Here is a 23,938-nt window from a genome sequence, read left to right on the forward strand (position 1 = left end):
TGCTCTAACTCTTTGTTTCGACGCGCTTTGCGGTTCCAGATGACTCCGTCAAATCGCAAAACGCTTTACCGCATCCAGGTCAGACGGCTGTTTCCGAAGCTCAGAACAGCGGTCGAGACGGTGGTGATCAGGATAAAAAGGGCCGCGACGATGAGATAGAAGGTCATCGGCTGGTGGGTGGCACCGGCCGCCACCACGCCCTTGCGCATCAATTCCTCCAGCCCGACGATGGAGACAAGCGCGCTTTCCTTCAGGATCACCAGCCACTGATTGCCGAGGCCGGGAAGCGCGTGGGAGAACATCTGCGGCAGGATGATCTTGCGGAACGATTGGCCCTGCTTCAGGCCGAGGCTGCGCGCCGCCTCCCATTGGCCCGGAGGAATGGTCTGCAGGGCGCCGCGCATGATCTCGGTCAGATAGGCGCCCGACACGAAGGACAGCGCCGCGATGCCCGCCGCCAGCGCGCTGACCTCGACATAGGCGCCCACCAAGCCGGTGAGCAGCACCGTCCCGCCATAGAACACCAGGAAGATCACCAGGAGTTCCGGCAGGCCACGAATGACGGCCACATAGGAGACGACCAGCCAGCGCAGGGGCTTGGGACCCGAACTCCAGGCGAAGACGGCTGCTATGGCAAGAACGAACCCCACCATGAAGCTGCCGACAGCCACTTGCAGGGTGACGAGAAGCCCCTGGAGGAGTTGCGGGAGATAGGCTGAAACCACGGACATGGAAGAGATCTCGCTTCGGGAGCACGTTGGAGTGGCGCTCCAACCCTCCCCTGAAGGGAGAGGGTGGCGCACGTCACATCGGCTCAGGGCGCTGCTTGGTGGCGCCGGCGCTTACGCTCATTTTTTCTTGAAGGAGACGTCGTACTTGAACCACTTCTCCGAAAGCTTGGCGACCGTGCCGTCGGCAAGCATCGCTTTCACGGCCTCGTCGATCCGCTTCTTCAGATCGTCCCGGCCCTTCTTCAGGGCAATGGCCTGCCCCCGGCCGAACTCGGCATAATCGGCACTGGTGATCAGCGGGCCAGCGATGGTGATACCGCTGTCCTTGCGGGACGACATCATGCCTTCCCAGGCGGAGCGCTCCATCAGTCCGGCATCGAGGCGACCGGCCACGATATCGTCGGCGACCTGCTCGGCCCGGTCATAGAGACGGACGTCGGCACCCTTGAAGTGAGCCCGGATCACGGCCTCGTGGGTCGACCCCGTCTGCGCGCCGATCACCTTGCCGGCCAGTCCTTCTTCGAGGGCCTTGGTATCCTTGGCCTGGGCAATGGGGCTCCCCGCAGCGACGACGATGTTGTTGGGCGCATCGGCATAGGGCGCCGAAAAATCGACCTGCTTCTCGCGCTCGTCGTTGATCGACAAGCCCGACATGATCAGATCATATTTGCCGACCTGCAGCCCCGGCAACAGGCCGTCGAAAGCCTGGTTGCCCCAGCTGCAGTCGGCGCCGATGCGCTTGCAGACCTCGTTGCCGATGTCGCGATCGAAGCCGACGATCTCATTGGCGGCATCAACCGACTCCCAGGGCGGAAAATCCGCGCTGGAGGCGATGCGCAGGCTCTCCGCCTTCGCGGCCGAAACGCTCAGCAACGCGGCGAGCGAAACCATCAATAGTCTCTTCACGGCAGTCCCCTCTCAAAACAAACTTGAACGGATGCGGGCGTGGCAGCCGCCCGCCAAGACGATGAAAAACGCCCTCACATCACCAGATCGGGCACCCTCTGCAGGGCGGTCCTGGCGATGGCGATGTCCTGGGTGGCAAGACCGGTGAGGTCGGCAATGGTAATCGCGTCGCTCGAACTGCGGCCCGGCTTCGATCCGTTCAGGATGGCACCGAGTTCGAGGCAGTCCTCCTGCCGGAACAAGCCGTCCTGGAAGGCGGTGGCGAACTCGCCATGGTCGAGGCTCTGGCTGGCGAGATCGGCCACCAGCAGATCGGCCCTTGCGATCAGGGCCGGATCCAGTTCCTGCTTGCCAGGCGCATCCGCCCCGACAGCGGTGACATGGGTGCCGGGCGTGATCCATTCGCTCGCCACATAGGGTGCGGTCGCGGGCGTGGTGGCGATGATCACGTCGGCCGAGCGGCAGGCTTCCTCCAGATCCGCGGCCTGCGACACCTGGATGGCGGAGCCGGCGAATTCGGCGACGAGTTCTCTTGCCTTTTGCGCCGAGCGCCCCCAGACGAGAAATTGCACGGGGCGCTTGGCCAGCGCCGCGGCGGCGCGGATCTGGAAACGCGCCTGCGTGCCGGTACCGAGCACGGCAAAGACCTCGCTGTCCGGACGGCAGAGAGCGAAGGTGGCGACGGCGCCACCGATGCCGGTGCGCAGATTGGTGAGCCAACCCTCGTCGTTCAGGATGGCGACGGTGGCGCCGGTAGCAGCTGAAATCGCGATCATCATGCCGCTGCTGGACGGCAAGCCACGTTTGGGATTGTCATAGAAGCCGGAAGCGATCTTCACCACGAAGATCGGATCGCCGGCGATATAGCCATATTTGATGTGGCAATCGGCATTCTGCGCGCGCAGCTCGAGATAGCCGACCGGCGGCACGTTGGCCCGTCCGTCCGCCACGGCGACATAGGCATCGGTGATGGCTGATATGGCGGCGGCGTCGATCGAAACCAACTCCTGGAGCTGGGCCAGCGAAAGGCTAATCATTTTTCATTTCTCAAATATTTGTAGACGGTCGCGCGCCCCATGCCGAGCACGCGCGAAATATAGGCGGCGGCATTCTTGCCGCTGAACGCACCGCTCTCGGCGAGCGCGACGACCAGGTCCTTGCGGTCGGCATGGGTCATCGCCGAAATCGCGACATTGCGCCCATGCGTCCATTGCCGGATGAACTCGTTGATCCTTTCGTGCCAGTCCTCCTTGAACAAGGCGTCCGGCCGATAATGCGGCTCCGGCACACGCACGAGCGCCGACAGCGTCTGCATGACGGCGTGGAAATCGGAGACGTTGACATTGATGCACATCACGCCGAGCGGGCTGCCCGCCTCATCGCGCAGTACGACGGTAATCGATTTGAGAGCCCGGCCATCCCAATTGACCTTCTCATAGGGACCGATCACCGGATTGTGGCTGTCGAAGTCGACCTCATGCAGCAGCGAGGGTTCCCCGGGGACGCGCTTGGAGAAATTGCCGGCAAAATAGACGGCCTTGTCGGTGGAGAGCTCGTGCAGCACCACTTCGACATAAGGCTGAAACAAAGCAGCGATGGCGTCGCAGATCGGGCGATAGCGATGAAGGCTGTCCATTTGATCCGAGCAGGCTCCCGCCTCAATCCTGGCGGCCACCGCCAGCCTCTTCCAACACCTAGGATACTGGAAACAAAAAGTCCATAGAAGATTTTTTGTCTACGATAGAGCTTGCTCGGCCGTTGCCACCAACAAGCGGACGCCGGTGCCTATGATGGCATCGTTGAAATCGTAGTCGGGCTGGTGAAGCCGGCCATGCCGTTCCGACGGACCATTGCCGATCCAGGCATAGGCGCCGGGCAGATGCTCGAGGAAGGCGCCGAAATCGTCGCCCGCCATGGTCGGCACGCCGACATGCAAGGCCGGGCTTCCGGGCAATGCACGCGCAGCTCGCCTCATGATCTCGGCTTCGGCCGGTGTGTTCACCACCGGCGGGCTCGGCAGCTCGTCGAAGCCGATCTCGACCTCGGTCGAGGCGATCCTGGCGGCCGACTGAGCGATCTCCTCGATGCGCGTCCTCAGGAGAGCCAGAATGTCGGGGCGCAGGCCGCGGAAAGTGCCTGCCAGCGTAGCTTCGCGCGAAATCACGTTCTGAGCAAAACCACCCTGGAACGAGCCGACGGTGACGACGGCGGCATCGAGCGGATTGATGGCCCGGCCCACTGCCTGCTGGATGCCGGTGACGAAATGGCTGCCGGCCAGCACGGGATCGCCGGTCATGTGCGGCATGGCGGCGTGGCCGCCGGGCGCCTTGAACGTCAGGGTGAACTCCCCGGCCCCGGCCATCACCGGGCCGTCATGCACCACCACCTCGCCGGGCGGCACATCGGGCCAATTGTGCAGGCCGAAAATATTGCGGACGGGGAAGCGCTCGAGCAGGCCGGCATCGAGCATGAGTTGGGCGCCGCCATAGCGCTCTTCCGCCGGCTGGAACACCAGATAGACCGTGCCGCGGAAACGGCGGGTCTGCGAGAGATGGGAAGCCGCGCCCAGAAGCATGGTCATATGGCCGTCATGGCCGCAGGCATGCATGGCACCTTGTATCTGCGAGCGATGGGCGAAGCTGTTGTGCTCGTCCATGGCGAGAGCATCCATGTCGGCGCGCAGGGCCACGCCCGGCCCCTCGCCGCTGCCCTCGACGACACCGACGACGCCATAGCCGCCGACGCCGGTATGGACGGGAATTCCCATTTCGGTCAGGCGCTCGGCGACGAAGGCCGAGGTCCAGGCTTCCTCGCGGGAGATCTCCGGATGGCGGTGCAATTCGTGCCGCATCGCAATCAGGCGGGGCATGGCGTCGTCGACAATATCGGTCATCGCTGGAATCGTCCGTCAAATGGCAAGCATAGACGAACTAGTCCACAATGAATGTTTTGTCTATAAGTACGGGAGACGGTGATGCTGCCTCCACGGAGGCGGGCGCGAGATCGGTGTGCCGGTCTCGCACGCCTCACCCGCGCAGGCGCTTGCCGTTCTCGTCGAAGCGCAGGGTCCGTGCCGGATCCGGCGTGGCGTAGATGGCGGCACCCGGCTCAACCTGATACTCGCCCGAGAGACGCACCGTGATCGAGCCGGCCTTTTCGGTGTCGAGATAGAGATAGGTATCGGCGCCCAGATGCTCGGCATAGACCACAGTGCCCTTCCAGTCGCCGGCCTCGCGGCTGACGGTGACATGCTCGGGCCGCACACCGATGGTCTTCACGCTCTCGCCGAGGCGTCCGCCGTCGACGAAATTCATCTTGGGCGAGCCGATGAAGCCGGCGACGAAGGTGTTGTCAGGATCGTTGTAGAGCTGCATGGGCGCGCCGACCTGCTCGATATGGCCGCCATTCAGCACCACGATCTTGTCAGCCAGGGTCATGGCCTCGACCTGATCATGCGTCACATAGACCATCGTCGCCTTGAGGCGCTGGTGAAGCTGGGCGATCTCGATGCGGGTGTTAACACGGAGCGCAGCGTCGAGATTGGACAAGGGCTCGTCGAACAGGAAGAGCTTGGGCTCACGCACCACGGCACGGCCGATGGCGACGCGCTGGCGCTGGCCGCCGGAGAGCTCGGAAGGCCGGCGCTCGAGATAAGGCTCGAGAGCGAGCATGGTCGAGGCCTTCTTGATGCGCCTGTCGATCTCGGCCTTGTCTTCGCCAGCCTGCTTGAGGCCCAGACCCATATTGTTGCGCACGGTGAGGTGGGGATAGAGCGCATAGCTCTGGAACACCATGGCGATGCCGCGCTTGGCCGGCGGCACGTCGTTGACAGGCTGGCCGTCGATCTTCACGGCGCCAGAGGTGGTGTCCTCCAGCCCCGCGATGATGCGCAGCAGGGTGGACTTGCCGCAGCCCGATGGCCCCACGAAGACGACGAATTCGCCGTCTTTCACGTCCAGATTGATCCCCTTGAGGATGTCGACCGAACCGAACGACTTCTTCACATTCTCGATATTCAGCGAACCCATGATACTTCCCCTAAAGGTTGACGGTGGGGCGCATGCGCGCTTCTTCATCCGCTCAATGCGGACCACGAAAGAATTTCATTGCAGATTGGGGGGAGGCCGGATGCCCTTAAGCCGGCTCATCACCATGCCGTCTCGCGCTGAGCGGGGCGGCATGGCATGGAGCCAGGCTCTACTTGACGGCGCCCGAGGTGATGCCGCGGATGAGCTGCCGCGAGAAGATCACATAGAGCACCAGCACCGGCAGGATCGCGAGTGACAGCGCCGCCAGTACGGCATTCCAATTGGTGACGAACTGCCCAATGAAGACCTGCGTACCGAGCGTGATGGTCTTGGTGCTCTCGCCCGGTGCCAGGATCAGCGGGAACCACAGATCGTTCCAGATCGGGATCATGGTGAAGACCGCAACCGTTGCCATGGCCGGCCGCACCAGCGGCAGGACGAGGCGGAAGAAGATACGGTATTCCGACAATCCGTCGATGCGACCGGCGTTCTTGAGATCGTCCGAGACCTGTTTCATGAACTCGGTCAGGATGAACACGGCCAGCGGCAGACCCTGCGCCGTATAGACCAGGATCAGCGCCGTCAACGTATTGACCAGGCCCGAGGCGACCATGAGCTGCAGGATGGCGACGGTGCCGAGCCTGATCGGGATCATGATGCCCAGGGCCAAATAGAGGCCCATTAGCGTGTTGCCCCTGAAGCGATATTCGGCGAGCGCGAAGGCCGCCATGCCGCCAAGCAGCAGCACGAAGAACAGGGAGACCATCGTGACGATCATGCTGTTCTGGAAGTAGAGGAAGAAGTCGCCCTGGGCGAGCACGGTCTTGTAGCCGATGGCGTCGAAGGTGGCCGGTCCCGGCGGTGTCAGGGGCGAGCGGAAGATCGCATCCCTCGATTTGAAGGAGTTGATCAGGACCAGGATCACCGGGAACAGGGCAATCGCTGTGTAGACGATCAGCACCGTATGGGCGGCGATCGAACGGGCCGGAGAGTACGTGGCTTTGCTCATGTCGATCTCCTCAGAACTGATACCGCCGCAGCCGTGTCTGGATGGCGAACAGATAGACGCACACGCCCGCCAGGATGATGAAGAACATCATGGAGGCGATGGTGGCGCCCATGTTCGGATCGCCGAGCTGCAGCTGGAAGCCGAAGAAGGTGCGGTAGAGAAAGGTGCCGAGAATGTCGGTCGAATAGTTCGGCCCGGCCAGCGCTCCCTGCGCCGAGTAGATCAGGTCGAAGGCATTGAAATTGCCGACGAAGGTGAGGATCGAGATGATGCCGATCGAAGGCAGGATCAGCGGCAGCTTGATCTTCCAGAACTGAGCAACGCCGGTGATGCCGTCCATCTCGGCCGCCTCGACCACCTCCTCGGGGATCGATAGCAAGGCGGCATAGATCAGCATCATCGGAATGCCCACGAACTGCCAGACCGAGACGAGGCCGAGCGTGGTCAGTGCATAGGCTTCCTTGCCGAGCAGCGGCGTGAACCAGCTCTTGAGGCCGATCAGGTCCAGCATCGAGGGCGCCACGCCCCAGAGCGGGGAGAGGATCAGCTTCCACACGAAGCCGACGATCACGAAGGACAGTACGGTCGGGATGAAAATCGCCGTGCGGTAGAAAGCCGCGAAACGCAGCTTGGGATGGGAAAGCAGGGCCGCCAGCACAACGCCGATCGGGTTCTGCACCACCATGTGGATGAGGAAGAACCAGCAATTGTTGCGCAGGGCATTCCAGAAGCTGGAGGCCCAGCGCAGGTCGCCGAACAGCGTGCGGAAATTGTCGAGTCCCGCGAAATGCGACACACCATCGACGGTCCGGAACAGCGAAAGCTGCAGGGTGCCGATCAGCGGCAGGATCATCACGAGCGTGTAGATGATGACGGCTGGCGCCAGGAAAATCGGAATGTGCCAGCGGAACGCTTTTCTATTTGGTGAATCTTCGAGAGACATTGCAGCAATCCTCGCATGTGCGTTGCTGTTGTCGGAGACGGCGATGATGGAGGGGATGGCCGCGCCTTCTCGAGGCGCGGCCGAAGCGAGCTCTACTTAGCCGGCTTATACCAGCTGTCGAGACCCTTCTGGAGCTTCTCGGCAGCGACTTGCGGCGTGTCGGTGCCGTTGATCACATTGGCGGATTCGACCCAGGTCTCGTTCTCGAGATTGGGCGTGCCGCGCGACAGGATCTTGTAGGTCGAACGGATGGTCGACTTGCACTTGCCGCGCCAGGACACGAATTCCTGCGCCAGGGGATTGTCCAGCTTCACCTCGCTCTTGGCGAGACTGAAGAAACCCGGCAGCGCATTGGCATAGAGCGTGGCGAATTCCGGCGAGGCCATCCAGGCCAGCAGCTTCTTGGCCGCTTCCGGATTCTTGCTCTTGGCGTTCAGGCCGAAACCGATGTCGTTGTGGTCGGAGATGTAGCAGGGATCACCGGCCTTGCGCACGGGCGGCGGGAAGGCGCCCATCTTGAACTGCGCCTGGGCGCCGAAGGGGGAGATCTCCCACGAACCTGCCGGATAGATGGCGGCGCGGCCGAGGGTGAACAGGTTCTGGCTGTCGGGATAAGTCTGCGCCTCGAAGCCGTCGCCCAGATAGGACTTCCACTTGGCCAGCGTGACGAAGGGCTCGACCCAATCGGCATCCGTCAGCTTCTGCGTGCCCTTGATCAGCGCCAGGCGACCGTCCTCACCCTTCCAATAGGTCGGGCCGATGTTCTGGTAGCCCATCGTGGCGGCTTCCCAGAGATCCTTGGTGCCCATCGCCATCGGGATATAGGTGCCGTCGGCCTTGATCTTGTCGAGCGCAGCGAAGAACTCTTCCTCGGTCTGCGGCGGCTTGAGGCCGAGCTTGTCGAAGGCTTCCTTGTTGTAGATGAAGCCGTGGATCACCGAGGCCACGGGCACGCAGAAGGTCGTTTTGGCGTCGTCGGTCTGCCAGGCGGCCTTGGCGGTGTCGGTGAAATTGTCCATGCCCTGGAGAGCCGACAGATCCGTCAGATGCCCCTTCTTGTAGAGTTCGAGGGAAGCATCGAAGGGGCGGCAGGCGATCACATCGCCAGCCGAACCGGCATCGAGCTTTGCGTTCAACGCGGCATTGTATTCCGGCGGCGCCGAGGGCGTGAAATTCACCTTGATGCCGGGATTGGCCTTCTCGAAAGCGGGAATCAGTTTTTCCTGCCAGATGGCAAGGTCGTCATTGCGCCAGCTTTCGATCGTCAGCGTGGCGTCCTGCGCCGAAGCAGCCGTCGCCGCGAGAATGGTGGAGCCCAGGAATAGGGCCATCAAAAGTCGCTTCTTCATCCGTCTTCCTCCCTGTACCGGCCGCTGCCAGGGCCGGCTCTGGTCGACTTTGGGGTCTCCAGCCCCAGCGGAACGCACGCTTTGCGCTGCCCTTCCGGCCGGCAACTGGCCTGTTGCCCGGAGGCCGATGAACTGCGCGACCGCAGCCGCCGGCTGGTGGCGCCAGCCTAGGCCCGGCACCGCCCCCTCCGATGGCCAGGACAATACCAAATAAATACCACTTGTCCAGAGGTCTTATGACACTTTTCTCATCAAATTGCTTTTAATTGCATAATACATTGATTTTGCTTAGTTTAATTTTTTTACTGCAATCACCACTTGACGAGTGGTAGCTTATTGGTATTGTCTTCTCATAAGGAGAAGACGGCGATGATGGTCCTTGGCGTCGATGGTGGAGGAACAAGCTGCAGGGCGGCGCTCGCAACAGCGCAGAGCCAGATCATCGGTCGCGCCAAGGCCGGGCCGGCGAACATCCGCACGGATCTGGACGGGGCCCGCGAGAACATCATGGCCGCTGTCCACCAGGCCTTCGCCGATGCGGGCCAGGATCCGGCCGGCATCCCCGACACGCCCATCGTTCTCGGCATGGCGGGTGCCAATATCGCCATCTATGCCACCAAGCTGCTCGCCCGCCTGCCCTTCCGCCATTGCCGCATCGAAACCGATGTCCTCATCGCCCTGGAGGGCGCGATCGGGGCGGGAGACGGCGCAATCGGTATCCTGGGGACCGGCAGCCATTATCTAGCCCGGCAATCGGGACAGGCACGCTATCTTGGCGGCTGGGGCCTCGCTGTCGGCGACCAGGGAAGCGGGGCGCGGATAGGGCGCGACCTGCTGGAGGAGACACTGCTCGCCCATGACGGTATCGCCCCCCGCTCGCCCCTGGTCGAGGCGGTGCTGGCCGCCCACCACGACGATCCGCAGGAGATCGTCGAGTTCACCAAGACCGCCCAGCCGCGCGGCTTCGGCACCTTCGCGCCGATGGTCTTCGACCATCTCGACCGTGGCGACCCGACTGCGGCCAGGATCGTCAATCGGGCCATCGCCGCGGTCGAGGTTTCGCTGGATGCCCTCGGGCTTGCCAATGCGACGCCCCGTTGCTTATTGGGCGGGCTGGCAACGCTGATCGGACCTCGCCTTTCCGCAAAACACCGGGAGCGGCTCGTACCACCGCTGCAGGACGCCTTGGGCGGCGCAGTATCCATGGCTGCCCGACTATTCGGCCTCGATCGGTCATTGTCGGATGGCAAACAAGGACTGATCCAGCCATGATCGCCAGAGCGTTGAGTCACGCCGAACTCTTGCCCTCCTTCAAGGGACAGGTCCGAGATTTCGGCTCGGAAAGGCAAGCCATGAGTGACGCCATCGACCTCATCTTCCGCTCCCTGGCCGATGCCAAGGGCAGCAATGCGCCGCTCTACCTGCAATTGCGCAAAACAATCGAAGAAGCGGTCCGGGACGGCGTGCTGACGCCCGGCGATGCACTTCCCTCCGAGCGGGACATTGCCGTCAAGGCCGACATCTCGCGTGTCACGGTGCGCAAGGCGCTGCAGAACCTGGTGGAACAGGGGGTGCTGATCCAGCGCCACGGCTCCGGCACCTTCGTGGCGCCCCGGGTCGAACGTGTCGAGCAATCCCTGTCACGCCTGACCTCCTTCACCGAGGATATGGCGCGGCGCGGCAAGCAGGTTCATTCGGTGTGGCTGGAGCGAGGCGTCTACGTCCCCTCGCCGCAGGAGACGATGGTGCTCGGCCTGACGGCCAACGAGATGGTGGCCCGCGTGAACCGCCTGCGCTTTGCCAACGAAACCGCCGTGGCGATCGAGCGCGCTTCCATCGCCGCTTCGCTGCTGCCGAATCCGGAAGAGGTCGGCTCTTCGCTCTATGCCGCCCTCGCCGAGCACGGCAACAAGCCGGTGCGCGCTGTCCAGCGCATCTCGGCCGCCAATCTCGGGCCGGAGGATGCCCAGCTCCTGCGCATTTCTCCAGGTGCCGCCACGCTCAATATCGAGCGCGTCTCATACCTGCCCGGCGGCAAGGTGGTTGAATTCACCCGGTCGATCTACCGGGGCGATACCTATGATTTCGTAGCAGAATTGCGGCTGGCCGAGCCCAGCGAAGGAGAAACATCGTGATGTCCGAAACCCATATGCGCCGCGAGGTGCTGGAAATTCCCCAAGCCGTCGCACGGCTGTTCGAACAATCGGCCGCTGAGATGGAGCGGGCAGGCGCTGCGCTGAAGGACGTCGATCCACATGTCTTGGTCACCGTGGCCCGTGGCTCTTCCGACCATGCCGCCTCCTTCCTCAAATATGCGGTCGAGCTGACCACCGGCGTGCCGGTCGCCTCGCTCGGCCCTTCGATCGCCTCGATCTATGAGGCACCGCTCAAGCTCGCCGGCGCCGCCAGCCTGGCGATTTCGCAGTCGGGCAAAAGCCCCGACATCGTTGCCATGGCAGAGGCGGTGCGTCGCAGCGGCGCGGTCGCCATCGCCCTCACCAACACGGCAGGCTCGCCCCTGGCACTTGCGGCCGACCATGCGATCGACATCGCCGCCGGCACCGAGAAGAGCGTTGCCGCCACCAAGACTTTCGTGAATTCCGCCGTGGCCGGGCTCGGCGTCCTCGCTCATTGGGCCGGCGACAAGGCGTTGCTATCAGCCCTCCACGACCTGCCTCGTCATCTCGAGCAGGCCGTCGCCTGCGATTGGACCGCCTTTGCCGATGCCCTGGAAGGCACCTCTTCGGTCTTCGTCCTCGGCCGCGGGCCGGCCCTGGCGATCGCCAACGAGGTGGCGCTGAAGTTCAAGGAAACCTGCTCAGTGCACGCGGAAGCCTATAGCGGCGCCGAGGTGATGCATGGGCCGATGGCGCTGGTGGGACCGGGTTTCCCGGTGCTGGCCCTGGCGGCCCGCGACAAGGCGGAAAGCTCGATCATCGGCGCCGCCGACGCCCTGGCCGCCAAGGGGGCAGCCGCCTTCATCACCGCGGACGGCGCCCACCAGGCCACCCGCCTGCCCTTCGCGGCCACCGGCCACCCATTGACCGACCCGCTGGTGCTGATCGCCTCCTTCTATGCCTTCGTCGAGGCCTTCGCCCGTCGTCGTGGCCTCAATCCCGACGAGCCCCGCAATCTGCGCAAGGTCACGGAGACGGTATGAGCACGCAATCGGCCCTGCTGGCCCCGCGCATCTTCGACGGCGAGGGCTGGCATCAGGATGCGGCCGTGATTGTCGATGGCGAGCGCATCGAGGCGATCGTGCCTCGCAGTGCCGTCCCGGCCGGCATCGCGGTCGAGACGGTGGAGGCCGGCTTCATCGCGCCCGGCTTCATCGACCTGCAGGTCAATGGCGGCGGCGGGGTGATGCTGAACGACCGCCGCAACGCCGAAACCATCGGCACGATCTGCGCAGCCCATGCGCAGTTCGGCACGACGGCCCTGCTCGCGACCCTGATCACCGATACGCCCGAAATCACCGCAGAGGCCCTCGAGGCCGGTGCGGAGGCCGCACGACGGAAGGTGCCGGGTTTCCTCGGCTTGCATATCGAGGGGCCGCATCTCGCCGTTTCGCGCAAGGGCGCGCATGACCCGAAACTGATCCGCCCGATGGAGGAGACCGATCTCGCCAGGCTGGTTGCCGCCAGAAGCCGGGTTCCCGTCCTGCTCACGACGGTGGCCACGGAGTCAGTGACGCCGGCCCAGGTCCGCCGCCTCGCGGAGGCCGGCCTGGTCGTCAGCCTCGGCCATTGCGATGCCGAATATGGCGATGTGGTCGCGGCGACGGAGGCCGGCGCTTCCATGGCGACGCATCTGTTCAACGCCATGAGCCAGATCAAGAACCGCGAGCCGGGACTAGCCGGCACCGCGATCGCCCTTGGCGGCCTCTCCGCTGGCCTGGTGGCCGACGGCATCCATGTCGATCCCATCACCATCGACATCGCACTACGGGCCAAGAGAGAGCCCGGCCGGATCTTCCTGGTCACCGACGCCATGGCCACGATCGGCACGGACATGCAGCAGTTCACGCTCAATGGCCGGGTGATCAAGCGTGAGAACGGCCGCCTGACGCTGGATGACGGTACTCTCGCGGGTGCCGACCTCGACATGATTTCGGCCGTGCGTTTCGTGCATGAGACGATCGGTGTCGATCTGGGCGAAGCCCTGCGCATGGCCTCGCTTTACCCGGCCATGGCCGTGAGCATGGATCGGCATTATGGCCGTCTGCGCCAGGGCAGCAGATCCGACATGGTGGTGCTGACCGATGAGCTGGCGATTGCTTCGGTCTGGATCGGAGGGGCGGCCGCTTTCCGATCGAAAACACAGCACTGATATAATAGAGCATCGACCCGCACCGGGGCACCTTCTGAATTTATAAATCAGGAGGCGTCCCTATCTTTATTTTACTCTCGGATTTTTTCAATAAACCTATATTATTTGCTATTGTTACCTTTACGGTAGATGGATGCATCTGCTTGTTGTTCGACTCAACAAATTTCTCAGATGATATATTTCGTATCACGCCCATGTCACAGCCCACCGTCATAGGGAAGGCAATTATTGGACTTGGCATTGGATGGTTGAATGAGCGTTCCTTCGGACCCGCTCGAAAGCGGAGACGGCTCGGTCGTCACGCCGCTTCTCACGAAATTTCGCGGCCTGACTTCGCCGGAGCATCGGCAATTTGCCGTAGCCGAATTCGAATTTGCGGATGGGGCCGTCATCCGAATTCCAATCGCCAGCGACGCGGTCGCCTCCTTCAATGACGCGCTGGTGGTGTGGATGTCGAAAGGCAATCCGACCGGTGTGGTCGTGCATTAGCCATCTCATCGACAAGCCCGAGGACTTTTCGGTCAAGAAAATGCGTCAAAACAAAAAATTGGAACAAAACGCATCCCTGGTGCCTAGAGCAGAGCGCGTTTAGACGGAAACGCTGTTTTGCTCCAACTCTCTGATTCGACGCGTCTTTGCGATTCTCGGTGATTCCACCAAATCGCAAAACGCTTTAAGGCTTGCCTTCAGCCATGCAGATGTCGCCTGCCCCATTTGCGTTCGGACAGCTCGGCATTGCAGCGTTCCTGCTTCCTATGCCAGAGATAGCCCGACAGGATGACAGCGCCAATGGCCACATCGGCGGCCAGGATCTTGAGCAGGGCCGGCATCCAAAGGGCTGCCAGCAGCGCGCTGACATCGATAGCAAGACTGGTCATCGGAACAACTCCCTCGATCGTCCCAAACCAGCCACAAACCTACGCCCCGACCCCGGCATTTTGATGTCGTAAACCATGAGGGCTGGAAAAATACCTCAAAGCCCGCCGAGGAAGCTGGCGAGATTGTCGCCGAGCGCGTCGCAGACATAGCCGCCTTCCTGCACGATCGCCATCGGCAGCCCGAGGCTGGCAATACGGGCGGCAATGCGGGCAAAGCCCTTGGTGGTCACCGTCAACTCCTGGAAGGGATCGCCCTCGAAGGCGTCGAGGCCGAGCGCCACCACCAGTGCCCCTGGCGCGAAGGCGGCAATACGCTCCAGAGCCACATCGAGCGCGGCAAGGAAGCCCTCGTCCCCCGTCTTGCGCGGCAGAGGCAGATTGAGATTGTAGCCGAGCCCCTCGCCTTCGCCGCGCTCGTCCGCGTGCCCCCAGAAGAAAGGGTAGAAACGGATGGGATCGGCATGAACCGAAACGGTGAAGATGTCGGGGCGGCCATAGAACATGCCCTGGGTGCCGTTGCCGTGGTGCAGGTCGACATCGAGAATGGCGACGCGGTCGTAGCGGCTGCGCAGGGCCTGGGCGGCGATGCCGCTGTTGTTGAAGAAGCAGAAGCCACCGGCAAGATCGGCGAAGGCATGATGGCCCGGCGGACGGCAGAGGGCATAGGCTGCGTGCTCGCCTGCCAGCACCAGGCCGGCCGCATGATAGGCCGTGTGCGCGCTGGCCAGGGCCGCCTCATAGGTTCCGGACGAGATCGGGCAGGCCGTGTCGGCCATATGATAGCCCGCCTGCCCCACGGCGGAAGCGGGATAGGCCCCGTTGCGGCGATCGGGATGGATATTGGGGATCACCTCGGCCGAAGCCCCATCGATCTCGCGCCAGCGCGCATGGATATGGCGCAGGAAGTGAATGTAGTCGGGCTTGTGCACGGCTGCGACGGGCGCCAGCCCCGCATCGTCGGGGGCGACCTGTGTCAGGCCGGCGCCAAGGGCAGCCTGCAGCAGGATGTCACAGCGGCGCGGTACTTCCGGATTAGGCCGCTGCGTACCGCTCGACAGGAAGAAGGTCGGATCGTGGCGCCTCTGGGTTTCGCTGAATACGACTTTCATGCCCGATATTCCTCCCTCGGCTGCGACTCGATCCGCCCCTGTTTAGCCGATTTGGCTGTGACCGGCGAAACTGCCGTGCAGATCAACCGATGCGAAAAATAGACAGCATTTCCCCGAGGGCTTCCTTCATGCGTCCGAGTACGGGTTTCCTTGCGCTGCTGGCCCTCGGCTGCGCCATGCTGGTCTTTTTCGAGACGCGAGGACACTATCTGGCACGGCTGATCGACAGCCGGTTTCCCTGCCAGCAGAATCCCGCCAATTCGGCACCCTGCTATGTGACGACGAGTCTCACCGTCATCGTCGCAGCCGCTGCCATCGGGCTGGCGGCGCTGGCCGTGGTGCCGGTGCGGGCCCTGATAGCCCGCCGCTCCTGACGTTCGGTCAATAGGTGGCGCGGCCGCCCGAAATGTCGAACACGGCGCCGGTCGTGAAAGAGCATTCCTCGCTGGCGAGCCAGGTGATGATGGCGGCCAACTCCTCCACGGTGCCGAAGCGGCCCATCGGGATCTTCGACAGCATGTAGTCGATATGGGCCTGGCTGACCTGCTGGAGGATCGGAGTGTCGACCGTCGCCGGCGTGATGGCGTTGACGGTGATGCCTTCCTTCGACAATTCCTTGCCCAGCGATTTGGTGAGCCCGATCACCGCCGCCTTGGAAGAGGAATAGGCCGATGCCGTGGGATTGCCTTCCTTGCCGGCGATGGAGGCGACGTTCACGATGCGGCCATAGCCATGCTTCTGCATCAGCGGCGCAACGAAGCGGTTGCAATAGAACAGGCCGTTGACATTGATGTCATAGACCCGCTTCCACTCCTCGATCGGATAATTGACCAGCAACTCGTTCTTGCCGGCCACGCCGGCGGAACAGACCAGGACGTCGATGCGGCCGAGTTGGCTTTCGGCCTGCTGTGCCGCCTTCTCGACGGCAGCAGGATCGGTGATGTCGATAGCGATGCCATGGGCCCGCGGCCCCAGCGCCTGGCGCACCGTCTCGACGCGGGCGGCATCCACATCCCAGATCGAGACCGAGCCACCCTCGGCCACGATGCGCTCGGCCGTCTTGAGGCCAATGCCGGAGGCCCCGCCGGTGATGATGGCGCCGCGGCCCTCGAAGCGAATGATCGTGGTCATGCCCGTCCTTCCCTGCCTTCCAAATGCCGGCCATCCTGCCGGCGCCTGCGTGTTTCCCGAGGCAATCGGGTGATATCGGATTATTTGTCAGACAACAAGAGAGCGGGTTTTCGACAATTTGTAAACTTGACTGACAAGTTTCTTGCGTCACTATTCCGCGCAACCGAACGCAGGAAGGACGAGGCATGGCATATCCCCGCATCAAGCATGTCAGGACCTATCTGGTCCGCAGCGAGGGTGGCGGCGATTATTTCAGCCAGAAACAGGGACATTGGCTGATCGACACGCTGATCGCCAATCCGATGTCGGGCTATGCCGATTACAAGGCCTCGCGCACCAGCTGGGGGATCAATGTCATGGGCTCGATCGTGGTGGAGATCGAGACAGAAAGTGGCCATGTCGGCCTCGCCACGGGTTTTGGCGGCGAGCCGGCGTGCTGGCTTATTCAGCACCATTTCTGCCGCTTCCTCGATGGCGCCGATCCGCGCGACCTCAATCGCCTCTGGGACCAGATGTTCCGGGCCTCGATGTATTACGGTCGCAAGGGGCTGCCGCTCGCGACCATCTCCGTGGTGGATCTCGCCCTCTGGGACCTGATCGGCAAGCTACGCGAGGAGCCGGTCTACAAGCTGATCGGCGGGCGCACCAAGGAGGAGATCCGCTTCTATTGCACCGGTCCGCGGCCGGAAGCGGCCCGCCGGCTCGGTTTCTGGGGCGGCAAGGTGCCCCTGCCCCACGGCCCGGCCGACAGCATCGACGGCCTGCGCGCCAATGTCGCCTTCCTCGCGGCGCATCGCGAAGCGGTCGGCCCCGACTACCCTCTGATGGTGGATTGCTACATGGCACTCGACGTGCCCTATGCGATCGAGCTCGCCACCGCCTGCAGGGACCTCGACATCTATTGGTGGGAGGAGGTGCTGCATCCCGACGATATCGACGGCTATGCCCTGCTCAAGAGAGCTTTGCCGGCAACCAAATGGACCACGGGCGAGCATGAATATTCGCGCTACGGTTTCCGCAAGCTGATCGAGGGCCGTCACATCGACATCCTGCAACCCGACGTGATGTGGGTCGGCGGTCTCACCGAATTGCTGCGGATCTCCGCCCATGCGAGCGCCTACGACATTCCGGTGGTGCCGCATGGCAGCGGCCCCTTCAGCTATCACTTCGTGATGTCGCAACCCCATTCGCCCTATTGCGAATATGTCGCCAACAGCGCCGATGGCCAGGATGTGTTGCCGGTGTTCGGCCCCCTCTTCACCAATGAGCCGGTGCCCCGAAACGGACGTCTCGACGTTTCCGACACGCCCGGTTTCGGCCTCACCCGCAATCCGTCGGCAGTACTGGTGGAAGCCGGAACATAGAGGGGCATGCGCCGTTCTGCTTCAGCGCTTGCCCTCGGGCTGCCAATGTGATCACAGTCAGCGATGAGCACCGATAGTCTCGCTGCCGTCGAACCGGCCGACACCGCGACCAATCCGCTACACCAGCAGGTCTACAGGACGCTGCGTGAGCAGTTGATCATCGGCAATTTCCATCCCGGCAAGAGCATGAGCCTGCGCGGCATCAGCGACATGCTGGGCGTGGGCGTGATGCCCTGCCGCGAAGCCATCCGCCGCCTGGCGGCCGAGAACGCCCTGGAAGTCCAGCAGAATAGGCGGGTCTGCGTGCCGCATCTCACCGTGGCCCGTTTCGAGGAGCTGATGAGCGCGCGACTCGCCCTCGAACCCCTCTGCGCCCGGCGCGCTCTGCCTTTTGTAGACGGCGACAGGCTGGAGCGCATGATCGCTCATGACGAAACGATGAACCGGAACTACAAGACCGGCAACGCCGACGTCTACATGCTCGCCAACTATAACTTCCACTTCGAGCTCTATCGTGCCGGCAATTCCGACGTGCTGGTGCCGTTGCTCGAAAGCGTCTGGGTGCAGTTCGGCCCGTTCATGCGCACCATCTATGACGTGGTCGAAGGCGCCGAGATCATCGACAAGCACAAGATGGCGATCGAGGCGATCCGCCGGAACGACGCGGATTCTCTGCGCACCGCCATCGAGGCCGACATTCTCGATGGCATGTACCTGCTGCGGCATACGCTCGGCCTGGGAGCGAACTGAATCAGCCCTTGCGCTCCTGCAGGATGTTGCCGCCATCCACCACCAGCACGGAACCGTTGACGTAGCTCGCACCGTCGGAGGCCAGAAACGCCACCGCTGCGGCGACCTCGTCGGGCGTTCCCGCCCGGCCCGGCGGCGTAGCGCGGGCGGCAACGCGCTCTTCCTCCGTGGAGGAGCCTGTCTCGATCCAGCCCGGAGCGACCGCGTTGACGGTGACGCCGTCCCCTGCCACTTCCAGAGCGAGGGCGTGAGTCAGTCCGACCATGCCCGCCTTCGCCGCCGAATAGGCCGCCTCGCCGGGATTGGAGACATAGGGGCCGGTGACCGAGGCAATATTGACGATGCGCCCATGGCGCCTCGCGATCATGGCGGGCAGGAAAGCGCGGGTCGCCAGGAAAGCGGTGTTCAGGCTGACGTCGATGCCGCGATTCCATTCGGCCTCGTCGAGGTCGACGAAGCGCTTCTGCACGGCCGGCTTCAGCACGCTGCCCATGCCGGCATTGTTGACGAGGATGTCGACATCGCCGGCCGCCGACCGCAATCGGCGCACCTCGTCGGGCCGGGTGAGATCGGCGACCGCGGCCCAGGCTTCGATGCCTTCGGCCTCGAGCTCCGCCGCGCGGCGATAGATCCGGTCGGTCGAGGCCGTGATCGCCACCGACAATCCGGCTCGTCCAAAGGCCTTGGCAATGGCGAAGCCGATGCCGTCAGAAGCGCCCGCTCCTGTTACCAGCACGGAGCGCGAGCGGACGAAAGATCCCGAAGCCATTTCACCCTCCCACCTGTTCGAAGCCGGTCAGGACATTGACGGCGTTGACCCCGAGTGCGCCGATGGCATAGCCACCTTCCATTACGAACAGGGTCGGCAAGCCGAGCGCCGCAATCCGTGCCCCGATCTCGCTGAAATGCTGGGTATCGAGCTTGAACTGCGAGATCGGATCGTCCTTGTAGGTATCGACCCCGAGGGAGACCACCAGGGCCTGCGCATCGAAGGCCTCGATCTTGCGGCAGGCATCCCCGAAGGCTGCGGACCATTCCGGCCATTGCGTGCCTGAAGGCAGGGGATAGTTGAGGTTGAAGCCCTCGCCGGCTCCTTCGCCACGCTCGCGGGCATAGCCGAGATGGAAAGGAAACTCGAAATCGGGATCGCCATGCATGGAAGCGACCAGCACGTCAGCCCTGTCGTAGAAGATCTCCTGCGTGCCGTTGCCGTGGTGATAGTCGACGTCGAGCACCGCCACGCGGGAGCGGCCGGCATCGCGGAAACGCTGCACGGCGATGGCGGCATTGTTGAGGTAGCAATAGCCGCCGAAGAAGTCGCGGCCCGCATGATGGCCGGGCGGACGGCACAGCGAGAAGGCCGTGCGCTCGCCGGCGAGCACGGCATCGGCGCCAGCCAGTGCGGTGTCGGCGGCGCGCTTGGCCGCCTGCCAGGTGGTGGCGGTGATCGAACCGGCCATATCGAAGGAATAGTAGGAAAGGCGGGCATCGAGGCCGCTCGGCGCCTTGTCGATGGGGGGCATGGAACGGTGGCGCCAACTATAGGGCCAGACCTCGCCATCGCGGCCGGCCGCCTGCCATTCCTCATACACGCCCTTGAGGAAGTCGACGTAATCGGGCGTGTGGATACGCTTGAGCGACGCTATCCCATAGTCCTGCGGGGTCAGCACCGGCCCGAGGCCCACTTCCTTGACCCGCGCCAGGATGATCTCAGCGCGTTCCGGCTTTTCGAAAGTCTCGACGATCTTGCCGAAGGAAAGCTCCATGCCGCTGTGATGGAGATGGTGGTCGGTGGTGTAGAAGGTCTTCATGCCATAAGCTCGGGTTCAATAGCCTGCGGTAATGCCGAAATCGATTGGGAGGGCGGCGCCGGTGATCGGCGCAGCACCGGGCTGGCAGAGATAATGGATGAGGCCGGCAATCTCTTCGGCCTTGATGAAACGGGCGCTCTCGCCCTGCGGATAGTTGCCGAGCAGGCGGCGCTTATAGGCATCGGGGTCGCCGCCGCCATAGGTCGCTGCCTGGTATTCGATCATTGGCGTGGCGACGTCGCCGGGGCAGATCGCATTGACGCGGATGCCCTGCGGCGCGAGCTCGAGGGCCAGGGCCTTGCTGAGCAGCACCAGCCCGCCCTTGGAGGCGCAATAGACGGCCGCGCCCTTGTTGCCGACCAACCCCGCATCGGAGGCGATGTTGACGATCACGCCGCGAGAGGCGGCGAGATGGGGAATGGCCGCCGACATCAGGAAGAACGCGCCCTTGAGGTTGACGTCGAGCACACGGTCCCAGTCCTCCTCACCGACCGAGGTGGCGGGGCCTTCCAGCCAGACGCCCGCCGCATTGACGAGCACATCGAGACGGTCGGCCTCGGTCGCCCTCGCCACCGCCTCGCGGCAGGCCTGGGCGGAGCGCATGTCGAGCGCCAAGGCGAGCACCTCGGCACCCGCATCCGCCACCTTCGCCCGAGCCTCTTCGAGACGCGGGCCGGGAAGATCCGCCAGGACCACGCGCGCGCCATCCTGGGCAAAGCGCAGGGCCGTCGCCAGACCCATTCCACCGGCGCCGCCGGCAATCAGAACGTTCCGCCTGGCCATCTCAGACGATCTCTCCATAAAGCTGCAGCTCCAATGCGGTGATATCGGCGGCAAAACGCCGGTATTCAGCCCGCTTGAGCGCCAGCAGCACGTGATGAAGGCGCTCGCCCAGCGCTTCCTTCAGGAAGGCGGAGCCTGCCGCCGCCTCGATGGCGCTGCGCCAATCGGCGGGCAGGGCATCGTCGGCCGCGCTCGCATAGGCGGTGGCCGGGGCCCCCGGATCGCGCTGGGCGGCAAGGCCGCGGCGGATGCCCGCCAGCACGACGGCGCCGACCAGATAAGGATTGGCATCGACCCCGGCGGCACGCTGCTCCAGGTGCCGGCCTTCCGGCGAGCCCGCGGGAACGCGCACGGCGACGGCCCGGTTGTTGACGCCCCAGCTCGGCGCCGTCGGCGCATAGCTCTGCGCCGCGAAGCGTCGCCACGAATTGAGGTGGGGCGCGAAGACCAGCATGCTCTCCGTCATGGTCTCCAGCAGACCGGTGATGGCGTGATGCAGGGCCGGCGCAAGCTCCCCATTCCGGTCGGCGAAGAGATTGGCACCGTCGCGGCCTGTCAGGCTGGCATGGGCGTGCATGCCCGAACCGGCGCGGCCGGCGAAGGGCTTGGCCATGAAGCAGGCCTTCATGCCGTGGCGCACGGCGAGCGCCCGCAGCAGCCGCTTCAGCATGATGAGATCGTCGGCGGCGCGCAGCGCATCCTCGCGATGGCGCAGGGTCAGTTCGAACTGGCCCGGCGCATATTCGGAGATCAGCGTCTGCACCGGCAAGGCCTGGGCCTCGGCGGCGCGATAGACCGCGTCAACGAAAGGCTCGAGACGGTCGAGCTCGTCGACGCTGTAGACGTGGATGCCATCAAGCCTTTCGCCGGTCAGCGGCATGCGGAGCGGCTGAGGCCGGCCATTCGCCGTTTCGCGGTCGAGCAAATAGAACTCGAGTTCGAAGGCCGCAACGGGCTGCCTGCCCTCGGCCTGCAGCAGAGCCTGCTGGGCGGCCAGGGCATGACGAGGGTCGGCGGCCATCGGCGAGCCGTCGAGCTCGAACAGCGACAGGCGCACCTCGCCGCGCGGCGGCGAGGTCCAGGGCAGCGGCACCAGAGAGCCGGCGATCGGCCAGGCGCGCCTGTCGGCATCGCCATCCGACCAGACCAGGCCGGTTTCCTCGACATCCGCGCCGGTGACGTCGAGGCCGAGAATGGAGCCGGGCAGATGCCGGCCACCACGGAACAGCGGCAGCAATTCCTCGCGCCGGATGATCTTGCCGCGGGCAATGCCGTTGATATCGATCAGAACCAGATCGAAGGCGCCGATCTCGGGGTGATCGGCCAGGAAGGCCTCGGCTTCGGCGATATCGGCCGCCTGGGCCGGCCGCGTCGACAGGGCGTCGGCCATCACGCCGCCTCCCCGGCCTGGCAGAAGCGGGCGAGGATCTCGCCATAGGCGGCAACCAGCGCGCGGGCTTCCGCCTCGGCCAAGGCCGGGCTGACCAGGATCATGTTGTGGAAGGGGGTGAGCAGGAAGCCGCGATTGAGCAGGGAGAGATGCAGGCCCTCCTCGATGACCGAGGAGGCGGCTTCCCGGGCCTCAGCCGCGTTGCGCACCGGCTCGGAGCTGAACACCACTTCCAGCCGGGCGCCGACGCGGGTGACATGCCAGGGCAGCCCCTGCGCCCCTATGGCCTTGATGAGGCCCGCTTCGATGATGTCGGTTCGCGCGGCCATGGTGGCATAGGTCTCGGCCGTCATCACCTTTTCGAGGCTGGCCCTGAGGCAGGCCAACTGCAGCGCACTGCCGGACAAAGTGGTGCCGATGCCGGAATGGCCGTGGCTGTCGCGCGCGCGCCGCGCGCGGTCGAGGCCCTCGGCCACTGCGGCGCTCATGCCCCACACGCTCACCGGCACGCCGCCACCGATGGGCTTGCCCATCACCATCAGGTCCGGCTCCAGGCCGTGGAGCATCGTGTAGCCACCGAGGCCGGTGGAAATCGTGTGCGTCTCGTCGATCAGCAGCAGCGTGCCATGTTCGCGCGTCAATCGCCGCAGCGTGTCGTGGAAACCGGGCGCGGGCAGGATCATGCCGCAATTGGTCATCACCGGCTCGGCCAGCACGCAGGCGACCTCGCCCGAAGCCAAAGCCCGACGCAGCGCCTCCTCGTCATTGAAGGGAATGGCGATGGTGGTCTCGCCGAGATCGACAACCTGTCCCAGCAGGCTGCGGCGGGAGAAGGTGCGTCCGTTGACGAGATCGACCAGCGTGTCGTCGACGGCGCCGTGATAGCAGCCATCGAAGACCAGGATCTTGCGCCGCCCTGTCACGGCCCGCGCCACACGGATGGCGAAGCGATTGGCATCGCTCGCCGTGGCGCCGATCTGCCAATGCGGCAGGCCGAAACGGGCGGCCAGCAGCTCGCCGACGATCTCGGCATCGGCGGATGGCAGCATCGTCGTCAGGCCGCGATGACCGACGGCCCTGAGCACCTCCAGGATCGGCTCGGGCCCATGGCCGAACATGGCGCCGGTATCGCCGAGGCAGAGATCGACCACTGCATTGCCGTCGATGTCGGTGAGGTGCACGCCGCTCGCCTGCTCGATCACCATCGGGAAGGGCATCGGCCAATCAAGCATCCAGTGCATTGGAACATTGTCGAAGAGGCCCTTGCCCTTACGCTCGGCCATAGCCTGCGCCTTGGGACGGCGCTCGGCATAAAGCTGCAGTTCCACCGGCAGCAGGGTCCGCACCCGCGCCTCGATGGCTGCATTGTCGATCGGCGTGCTGGACACGAGAAACCTCCGCTGGATGGATTGGCGCGCCGCTCATCG

Annotated in this window: 25 protein-coding genes; 8 read left to right on the top strand and 17 right to left on the bottom strand. The window is 64.0% G+C overall.

Going from position 1 to position 23,938, the window contains the following annotated elements; genetic code table 11:
- Window positions 1-65: 65 nt before the first annotated feature.
- From ACR9ZN_RS18220 to ACR9ZN_RS18260, 9 genes are all read right to left on the bottom strand, one after another.
- Window positions 66-731 (bottom strand): ABC transporter permease, encoded by a 666-nt coding sequence (locus ACR9ZN_RS18220; protein WP_454815587.1) that lies wholly within the window; start codon window positions 729-731, stop codon window positions 66-68.
- A 117-nt stretch (window positions 732-848) separates the two neighbouring features.
- Window positions 849-1,637, bottom strand: coding sequence for a transporter substrate-binding domain-containing protein (locus ACR9ZN_RS18225; RefSeq protein ID WP_454815589.1), 789 nt, complete (start codon window positions 1,635-1,637; stop codon window positions 849-851).
- Window positions 1,638-1,711: 74 nt separating this feature from the next.
- Complete coding sequence (locus ACR9ZN_RS18230; protein ID WP_434957872.1) at window positions 1,712-2,674, bottom strand: ornithine cyclodeaminase family protein; 963 nt, start codon at window positions 2,672-2,674, stop codon at window positions 1,712-1,714.
- Entirely contained in the window at window positions 2,671-3,273 is a 603-nt protein-coding gene (locus ACR9ZN_RS18235; RefSeq protein WP_441770278.1) for a helix-turn-helix transcriptional regulator, read from the bottom strand. Before ACR9ZN_RS18235 ends, ACR9ZN_RS18230 begins: the two co-directional genes overlap by 4 nt.
- Before the next feature lie 99 nt (window positions 3,274-3,372).
- Window positions 3,373-4,530: a M20 metallopeptidase family protein gene (locus ACR9ZN_RS18240; RefSeq protein ID WP_454815593.1), complete on the bottom strand. Its 1,158-nt coding sequence runs from the start codon at window positions 4,528-4,530 to the stop codon at window positions 3,373-3,375.
- Window positions 4,531-4,663: 133 nt separating this feature from the next.
- The gene (locus ACR9ZN_RS18245; protein WP_454815595.1) at window positions 4,664-5,665 is read right to left on the bottom strand and encodes an ABC transporter ATP-binding protein; all 1,002 of its coding nucleotides are present in this window, start codon (window positions 5,663-5,665) and stop codon (window positions 4,664-4,666) included.
- 169 nt (window positions 5,666-5,834) lie between these two features.
- Window positions 5,835-6,674, bottom strand: coding sequence for a carbohydrate ABC transporter permease (locus tag ACR9ZN_RS18250; RefSeq protein WP_481272831.1), 840 nt, complete (start codon window positions 6,672-6,674; stop codon window positions 5,835-5,837).
- 10 nt (window positions 6,675-6,684) lie between these two features.
- Window positions 6,685-7,617: a carbohydrate ABC transporter permease gene (locus ACR9ZN_RS18255; RefSeq protein WP_481272832.1), complete on the bottom strand. Its 933-nt coding sequence runs from the start codon at window positions 7,615-7,617 to the stop codon at window positions 6,685-6,687.
- Between the two features lie 92 nt (window positions 7,618-7,709).
- Window positions 7,710-8,966 carry an ABC transporter substrate-binding protein gene (locus ACR9ZN_RS18260; RefSeq protein WP_454815601.1) on the bottom strand — a complete coding sequence of 419 codons (1,257 nt, stop codon included), beginning with the start codon at window positions 8,964-8,966 and terminating at the stop codon, window positions 7,710-7,712.
- A 369-nt stretch (window positions 8,967-9,335) separates the two neighbouring features.
- Here ACR9ZN_RS18260 and ACR9ZN_RS18265 point away from each other — a divergent pair, with 369 nt between their 5' ends.
- The 5 genes from ACR9ZN_RS18265 (at window position 9,336) to ACR9ZN_RS18285 (ending at window position 13,784) form a co-directional block, all read left to right on the top strand.
- Complete coding sequence (locus tag ACR9ZN_RS18265) at window positions 9,336-10,238, top strand: glucosamine kinase nucleotide-binding domain-containing protein (RefSeq protein ID WP_481272833.1); 903 nt, start codon at window positions 9,336-9,338, stop codon at window positions 10,236-10,238.
- Window positions 10,239-10,318: 80 nt separating this feature from the next.
- The gene (locus ACR9ZN_RS18270) at window positions 10,319-11,101 is read left to right on the top strand and encodes a GntR family transcriptional regulator (protein ID WP_434957880.1); all 783 of its coding nucleotides are present in this window, start codon (window positions 10,319-10,321) and stop codon (window positions 11,099-11,101) included.
- The gene (locus ACR9ZN_RS18275; protein ID WP_481272834.1) at window positions 11,101-12,126 is read left to right on the top strand and encodes an SIS domain-containing protein; all 1,026 of its coding nucleotides are present in this window, start codon (window positions 11,101-11,103) and stop codon (window positions 12,124-12,126) included. Before ACR9ZN_RS18270 ends, ACR9ZN_RS18275 begins: the two co-directional genes overlap by 1 nt.
- Complete coding sequence (gene nagA, locus ACR9ZN_RS18280) at window positions 12,123-13,295, top strand: N-acetylglucosamine-6-phosphate deacetylase (protein ID WP_481272835.1); 1,173 nt, start codon at window positions 12,123-12,125, stop codon at window positions 13,293-13,295. Before ACR9ZN_RS18275 ends, nagA begins: the two co-directional genes overlap by 4 nt.
- 252 nt (window positions 13,296-13,547) lie before the next feature.
- Window positions 13,548-13,784, top strand: coding sequence for a hypothetical protein (locus ACR9ZN_RS18285; RefSeq protein ID WP_454815609.1), 237 nt, complete (start codon window positions 13,548-13,550; stop codon window positions 13,782-13,784).
- A 197-nt stretch (window positions 13,785-13,981) separates the two neighbouring features.
- On the opposite strand, the gene ACR9ZN_RS18290 is transcribed toward ACR9ZN_RS18285, so the two are convergent.
- Window positions 13,982-14,173: a hypothetical protein gene (locus ACR9ZN_RS18290; RefSeq protein WP_434957884.1), complete on the bottom strand. Its 192-nt coding sequence runs from the start codon at window positions 14,171-14,173 to the stop codon at window positions 13,982-13,984.
- A gap of 95 nt (window positions 14,174-14,268) precedes the next feature.
- Window positions 14,269-15,282 carry a histone deacetylase family protein gene (locus ACR9ZN_RS18295; RefSeq protein ID WP_481272836.1) on the bottom strand — a complete coding sequence of 338 codons (1,014 nt, stop codon included), beginning with the start codon at window positions 15,280-15,282 and terminating at the stop codon, window positions 14,269-14,271.
- 128 nt (window positions 15,283-15,410) lie between these two features.
- Between ACR9ZN_RS18295 and ACR9ZN_RS18300 the strand changes: the two genes are divergently transcribed.
- Window positions 15,411-15,656 carry a hypothetical protein gene (locus ACR9ZN_RS18300; protein WP_481272837.1) on the top strand — a complete coding sequence of 82 codons (246 nt, stop codon included), beginning with the start codon at window positions 15,411-15,413 and terminating at the stop codon, window positions 15,654-15,656.
- Between the two features lie 7 nt (window positions 15,657-15,663).
- Here ACR9ZN_RS18300 and ACR9ZN_RS18305 read toward each other — a convergent pair whose 3' ends face one another.
- Complete coding sequence (locus tag ACR9ZN_RS18305; RefSeq protein ID WP_434957887.1) at window positions 15,664-16,413, bottom strand: SDR family NAD(P)-dependent oxidoreductase; 750 nt, start codon at window positions 16,411-16,413, stop codon at window positions 15,664-15,666.
- A 185-nt stretch (window positions 16,414-16,598) separates the two neighbouring features.
- On the opposite strand from ACR9ZN_RS18305, the gene rhmD reads away from it, so the two are divergent.
- Window positions 16,599-17,777 carry an L-rhamnonate dehydratase gene (rhmD, locus tag ACR9ZN_RS18310; RefSeq protein WP_481272838.1) on the top strand — a complete coding sequence of 393 codons (1,179 nt, stop codon included), beginning with the start codon at window positions 16,599-16,601 and terminating at the stop codon, window positions 17,775-17,777.
- A gap of 63 nt (window positions 17,778-17,840) precedes the next feature.
- Complete coding sequence (locus tag ACR9ZN_RS18315; protein WP_434957889.1) at window positions 17,841-18,527, top strand: GntR family transcriptional regulator; 687 nt, start codon at window positions 17,841-17,843, stop codon at window positions 18,525-18,527.
- A 1-nt stretch (window position 18,528) separates the two neighbouring features.
- Here the strand turns inward: ACR9ZN_RS18315 and ACR9ZN_RS18320 are convergent, their stop codons facing one another.
- Genes ACR9ZN_RS18320 through ACR9ZN_RS18340 form a run of 5 tightly spaced genes read right to left on the bottom strand, consistent with a single transcriptional unit; the run spans window position 18,529 to window position 23,899 of the window.
- Window positions 18,529-19,296, bottom strand: coding sequence for an SDR family NAD(P)-dependent oxidoreductase (locus ACR9ZN_RS18320; RefSeq protein WP_454815617.1), 768 nt, complete (start codon window positions 19,294-19,296; stop codon window positions 18,529-18,531).
- Window position 19,297: 1 nt separating this feature from the next.
- Complete coding sequence (locus ACR9ZN_RS18325) at window positions 19,298-20,338, bottom strand: histone deacetylase family protein (RefSeq protein WP_454815619.1); 1,041 nt, start codon at window positions 20,336-20,338, stop codon at window positions 19,298-19,300.
- Window positions 20,339-20,353: 15 nt separating this feature from the next.
- The gene (locus tag ACR9ZN_RS18330; protein ID WP_481272839.1) at window positions 20,354-21,121 is read right to left on the bottom strand and encodes an SDR family NAD(P)-dependent oxidoreductase; all 768 of its coding nucleotides are present in this window, start codon (window positions 21,119-21,121) and stop codon (window positions 20,354-20,356) included.
- A gap of 1 nt (window position 21,122) precedes the next feature.
- Complete coding sequence (locus tag ACR9ZN_RS18335) at window positions 21,123-22,511, bottom strand: glutamine synthetase family protein (protein WP_481272840.1); 1,389 nt, start codon at window positions 22,509-22,511, stop codon at window positions 21,123-21,125.
- Complete coding sequence (locus ACR9ZN_RS18340) at window positions 22,511-23,899, bottom strand: transaminase (protein ID WP_481272841.1); 1,389 nt, start codon at window positions 23,897-23,899, stop codon at window positions 22,511-22,513. Before ACR9ZN_RS18340 ends, ACR9ZN_RS18335 begins: the two co-directional genes overlap by 1 nt.
- Window positions 23,900-23,938 lie beyond the last annotated feature (39 nt).

The sequence above is a fragment of the Labrys sp. HAY1-8F genome, assembly GCF_056754975.1.

Excerpts from the sequence above, each read along its gene's own strand:
- ACR9ZN_RS18315 (WP_434957889.1), top strand. The coding sequence starts at position 17,841 with ATGAGCACCGATAGTCTCGCTGCCGTCGAACCGGCCGACACCGCGACC.
- rhmD (WP_481272838.1), top strand. The coding sequence starts at position 16,599 with ATGGCATATCCCCGCATCAAGCATGTCAGGACCTATCTGGTCCGCAGC.
- ACR9ZN_RS18250 (WP_481272831.1), bottom strand. The coding sequence starts at position 6,674 with ATGAGCAAAGCCACGTACTCTCCGGCCCGTTCGATCGCCGCCCATACG.
- ACR9ZN_RS18295 (WP_481272836.1), bottom strand. The coding sequence starts at position 15,282 with ATGAAAGTCGTATTCAGCGAAACCCAGAGGCGCCACGATCCGACCTTC.
- ACR9ZN_RS18285 (WP_454815609.1), top strand. The coding sequence starts at position 13,548 with ATGAGCGTTCCTTCGGACCCGCTCGAAAGCGGAGACGGCTCGGTCGTC.
- ACR9ZN_RS18335 (WP_481272840.1), bottom strand. The coding sequence starts at position 22,511 with ATGGCCGACGCCCTGTCGACGCGGCCGGCCCAGGCGGCCGATATCGCC.
- ACR9ZN_RS18240 (WP_454815593.1), bottom strand. The coding sequence starts at position 4,530 with ATGACCGATATTGTCGACGACGCCATGCCCCGCCTGATTGCGATGCGG.
- ACR9ZN_RS18270 (WP_434957880.1), top strand. The coding sequence starts at position 10,319 with ATGAGTGACGCCATCGACCTCATCTTCCGCTCCCTGGCCGATGCCAAG.
- ACR9ZN_RS18300 (WP_481272837.1), top strand. The coding sequence starts at position 15,411 with ATGCGTCCGAGTACGGGTTTCCTTGCGCTGCTGGCCCTCGGCTGCGCC.
- ACR9ZN_RS18275 (WP_481272834.1), top strand. The coding sequence starts at position 11,101 with ATGTCCGAAACCCATATGCGCCGCGAGGTGCTGGAAATTCCCCAAGCC.
- ACR9ZN_RS18255 (WP_481272832.1), bottom strand. The coding sequence starts at position 7,617 with ATGTCTCTCGAAGATTCACCAAATAGAAAAGCGTTCCGCTGGCACATT.
- ACR9ZN_RS18325 (WP_454815619.1), bottom strand. The coding sequence starts at position 20,338 with ATGAAGACCTTCTACACCACCGACCACCATCTCCATCACAGCGGCATG.
- ACR9ZN_RS18330 (WP_481272839.1), bottom strand. The coding sequence starts at position 21,121 with ATGGCCAGGCGGAACGTTCTGATTGCCGGCGGCGCCGGTGGAATGGGT.
- nagA (WP_481272835.1), top strand. The coding sequence starts at position 12,123 with ATGAGCACGCAATCGGCCCTGCTGGCCCCGCGCATCTTCGACGGCGAG.
- ACR9ZN_RS18290 (WP_434957884.1), bottom strand. The coding sequence starts at position 14,173 with ATGACCAGTCTTGCTATCGATGTCAGCGCGCTGCTGGCAGCCCTTTGG.
- ACR9ZN_RS18320 (WP_454815617.1), bottom strand. The coding sequence starts at position 19,296 with ATGGCTTCGGGATCTTTCGTCCGCTCGCGCTCCGTGCTGGTAACAGGA.
- ACR9ZN_RS18230 (WP_434957872.1), bottom strand. The coding sequence starts at position 2,674 with ATGATTAGCCTTTCGCTGGCCCAGCTCCAGGAGTTGGTTTCGATCGAC.
- ACR9ZN_RS18245 (WP_454815595.1), bottom strand. The coding sequence starts at position 5,665 with ATGGGTTCGCTGAATATCGAGAATGTGAAGAAGTCGTTCGGTTCGGTC.
- ACR9ZN_RS18220 (WP_454815587.1), bottom strand. The coding sequence starts at position 731 with ATGTCCGTGGTTTCAGCCTATCTCCCGCAACTCCTCCAGGGGCTTCTC.
- ACR9ZN_RS18235 (WP_441770278.1), bottom strand. The coding sequence starts at position 3,273 with ATGGACAGCCTTCATCGCTATCGCCCGATCTGCGACGCCATCGCTGCT.
- ACR9ZN_RS18305 (WP_434957887.1), bottom strand. The coding sequence starts at position 16,413 with ATGACCACGATCATTCGCTTCGAGGGCCGCGGCGCCATCATCACCGGC.
- ACR9ZN_RS18265 (WP_481272833.1), top strand. The coding sequence starts at position 9,336 with ATGATGGTCCTTGGCGTCGATGGTGGAGGAACAAGCTGCAGGGCGGCG.
- ACR9ZN_RS18260 (WP_454815601.1), bottom strand. The coding sequence starts at position 8,966 with ATGAAGAAGCGACTTTTGATGGCCCTATTCCTGGGCTCCACCATTCTC.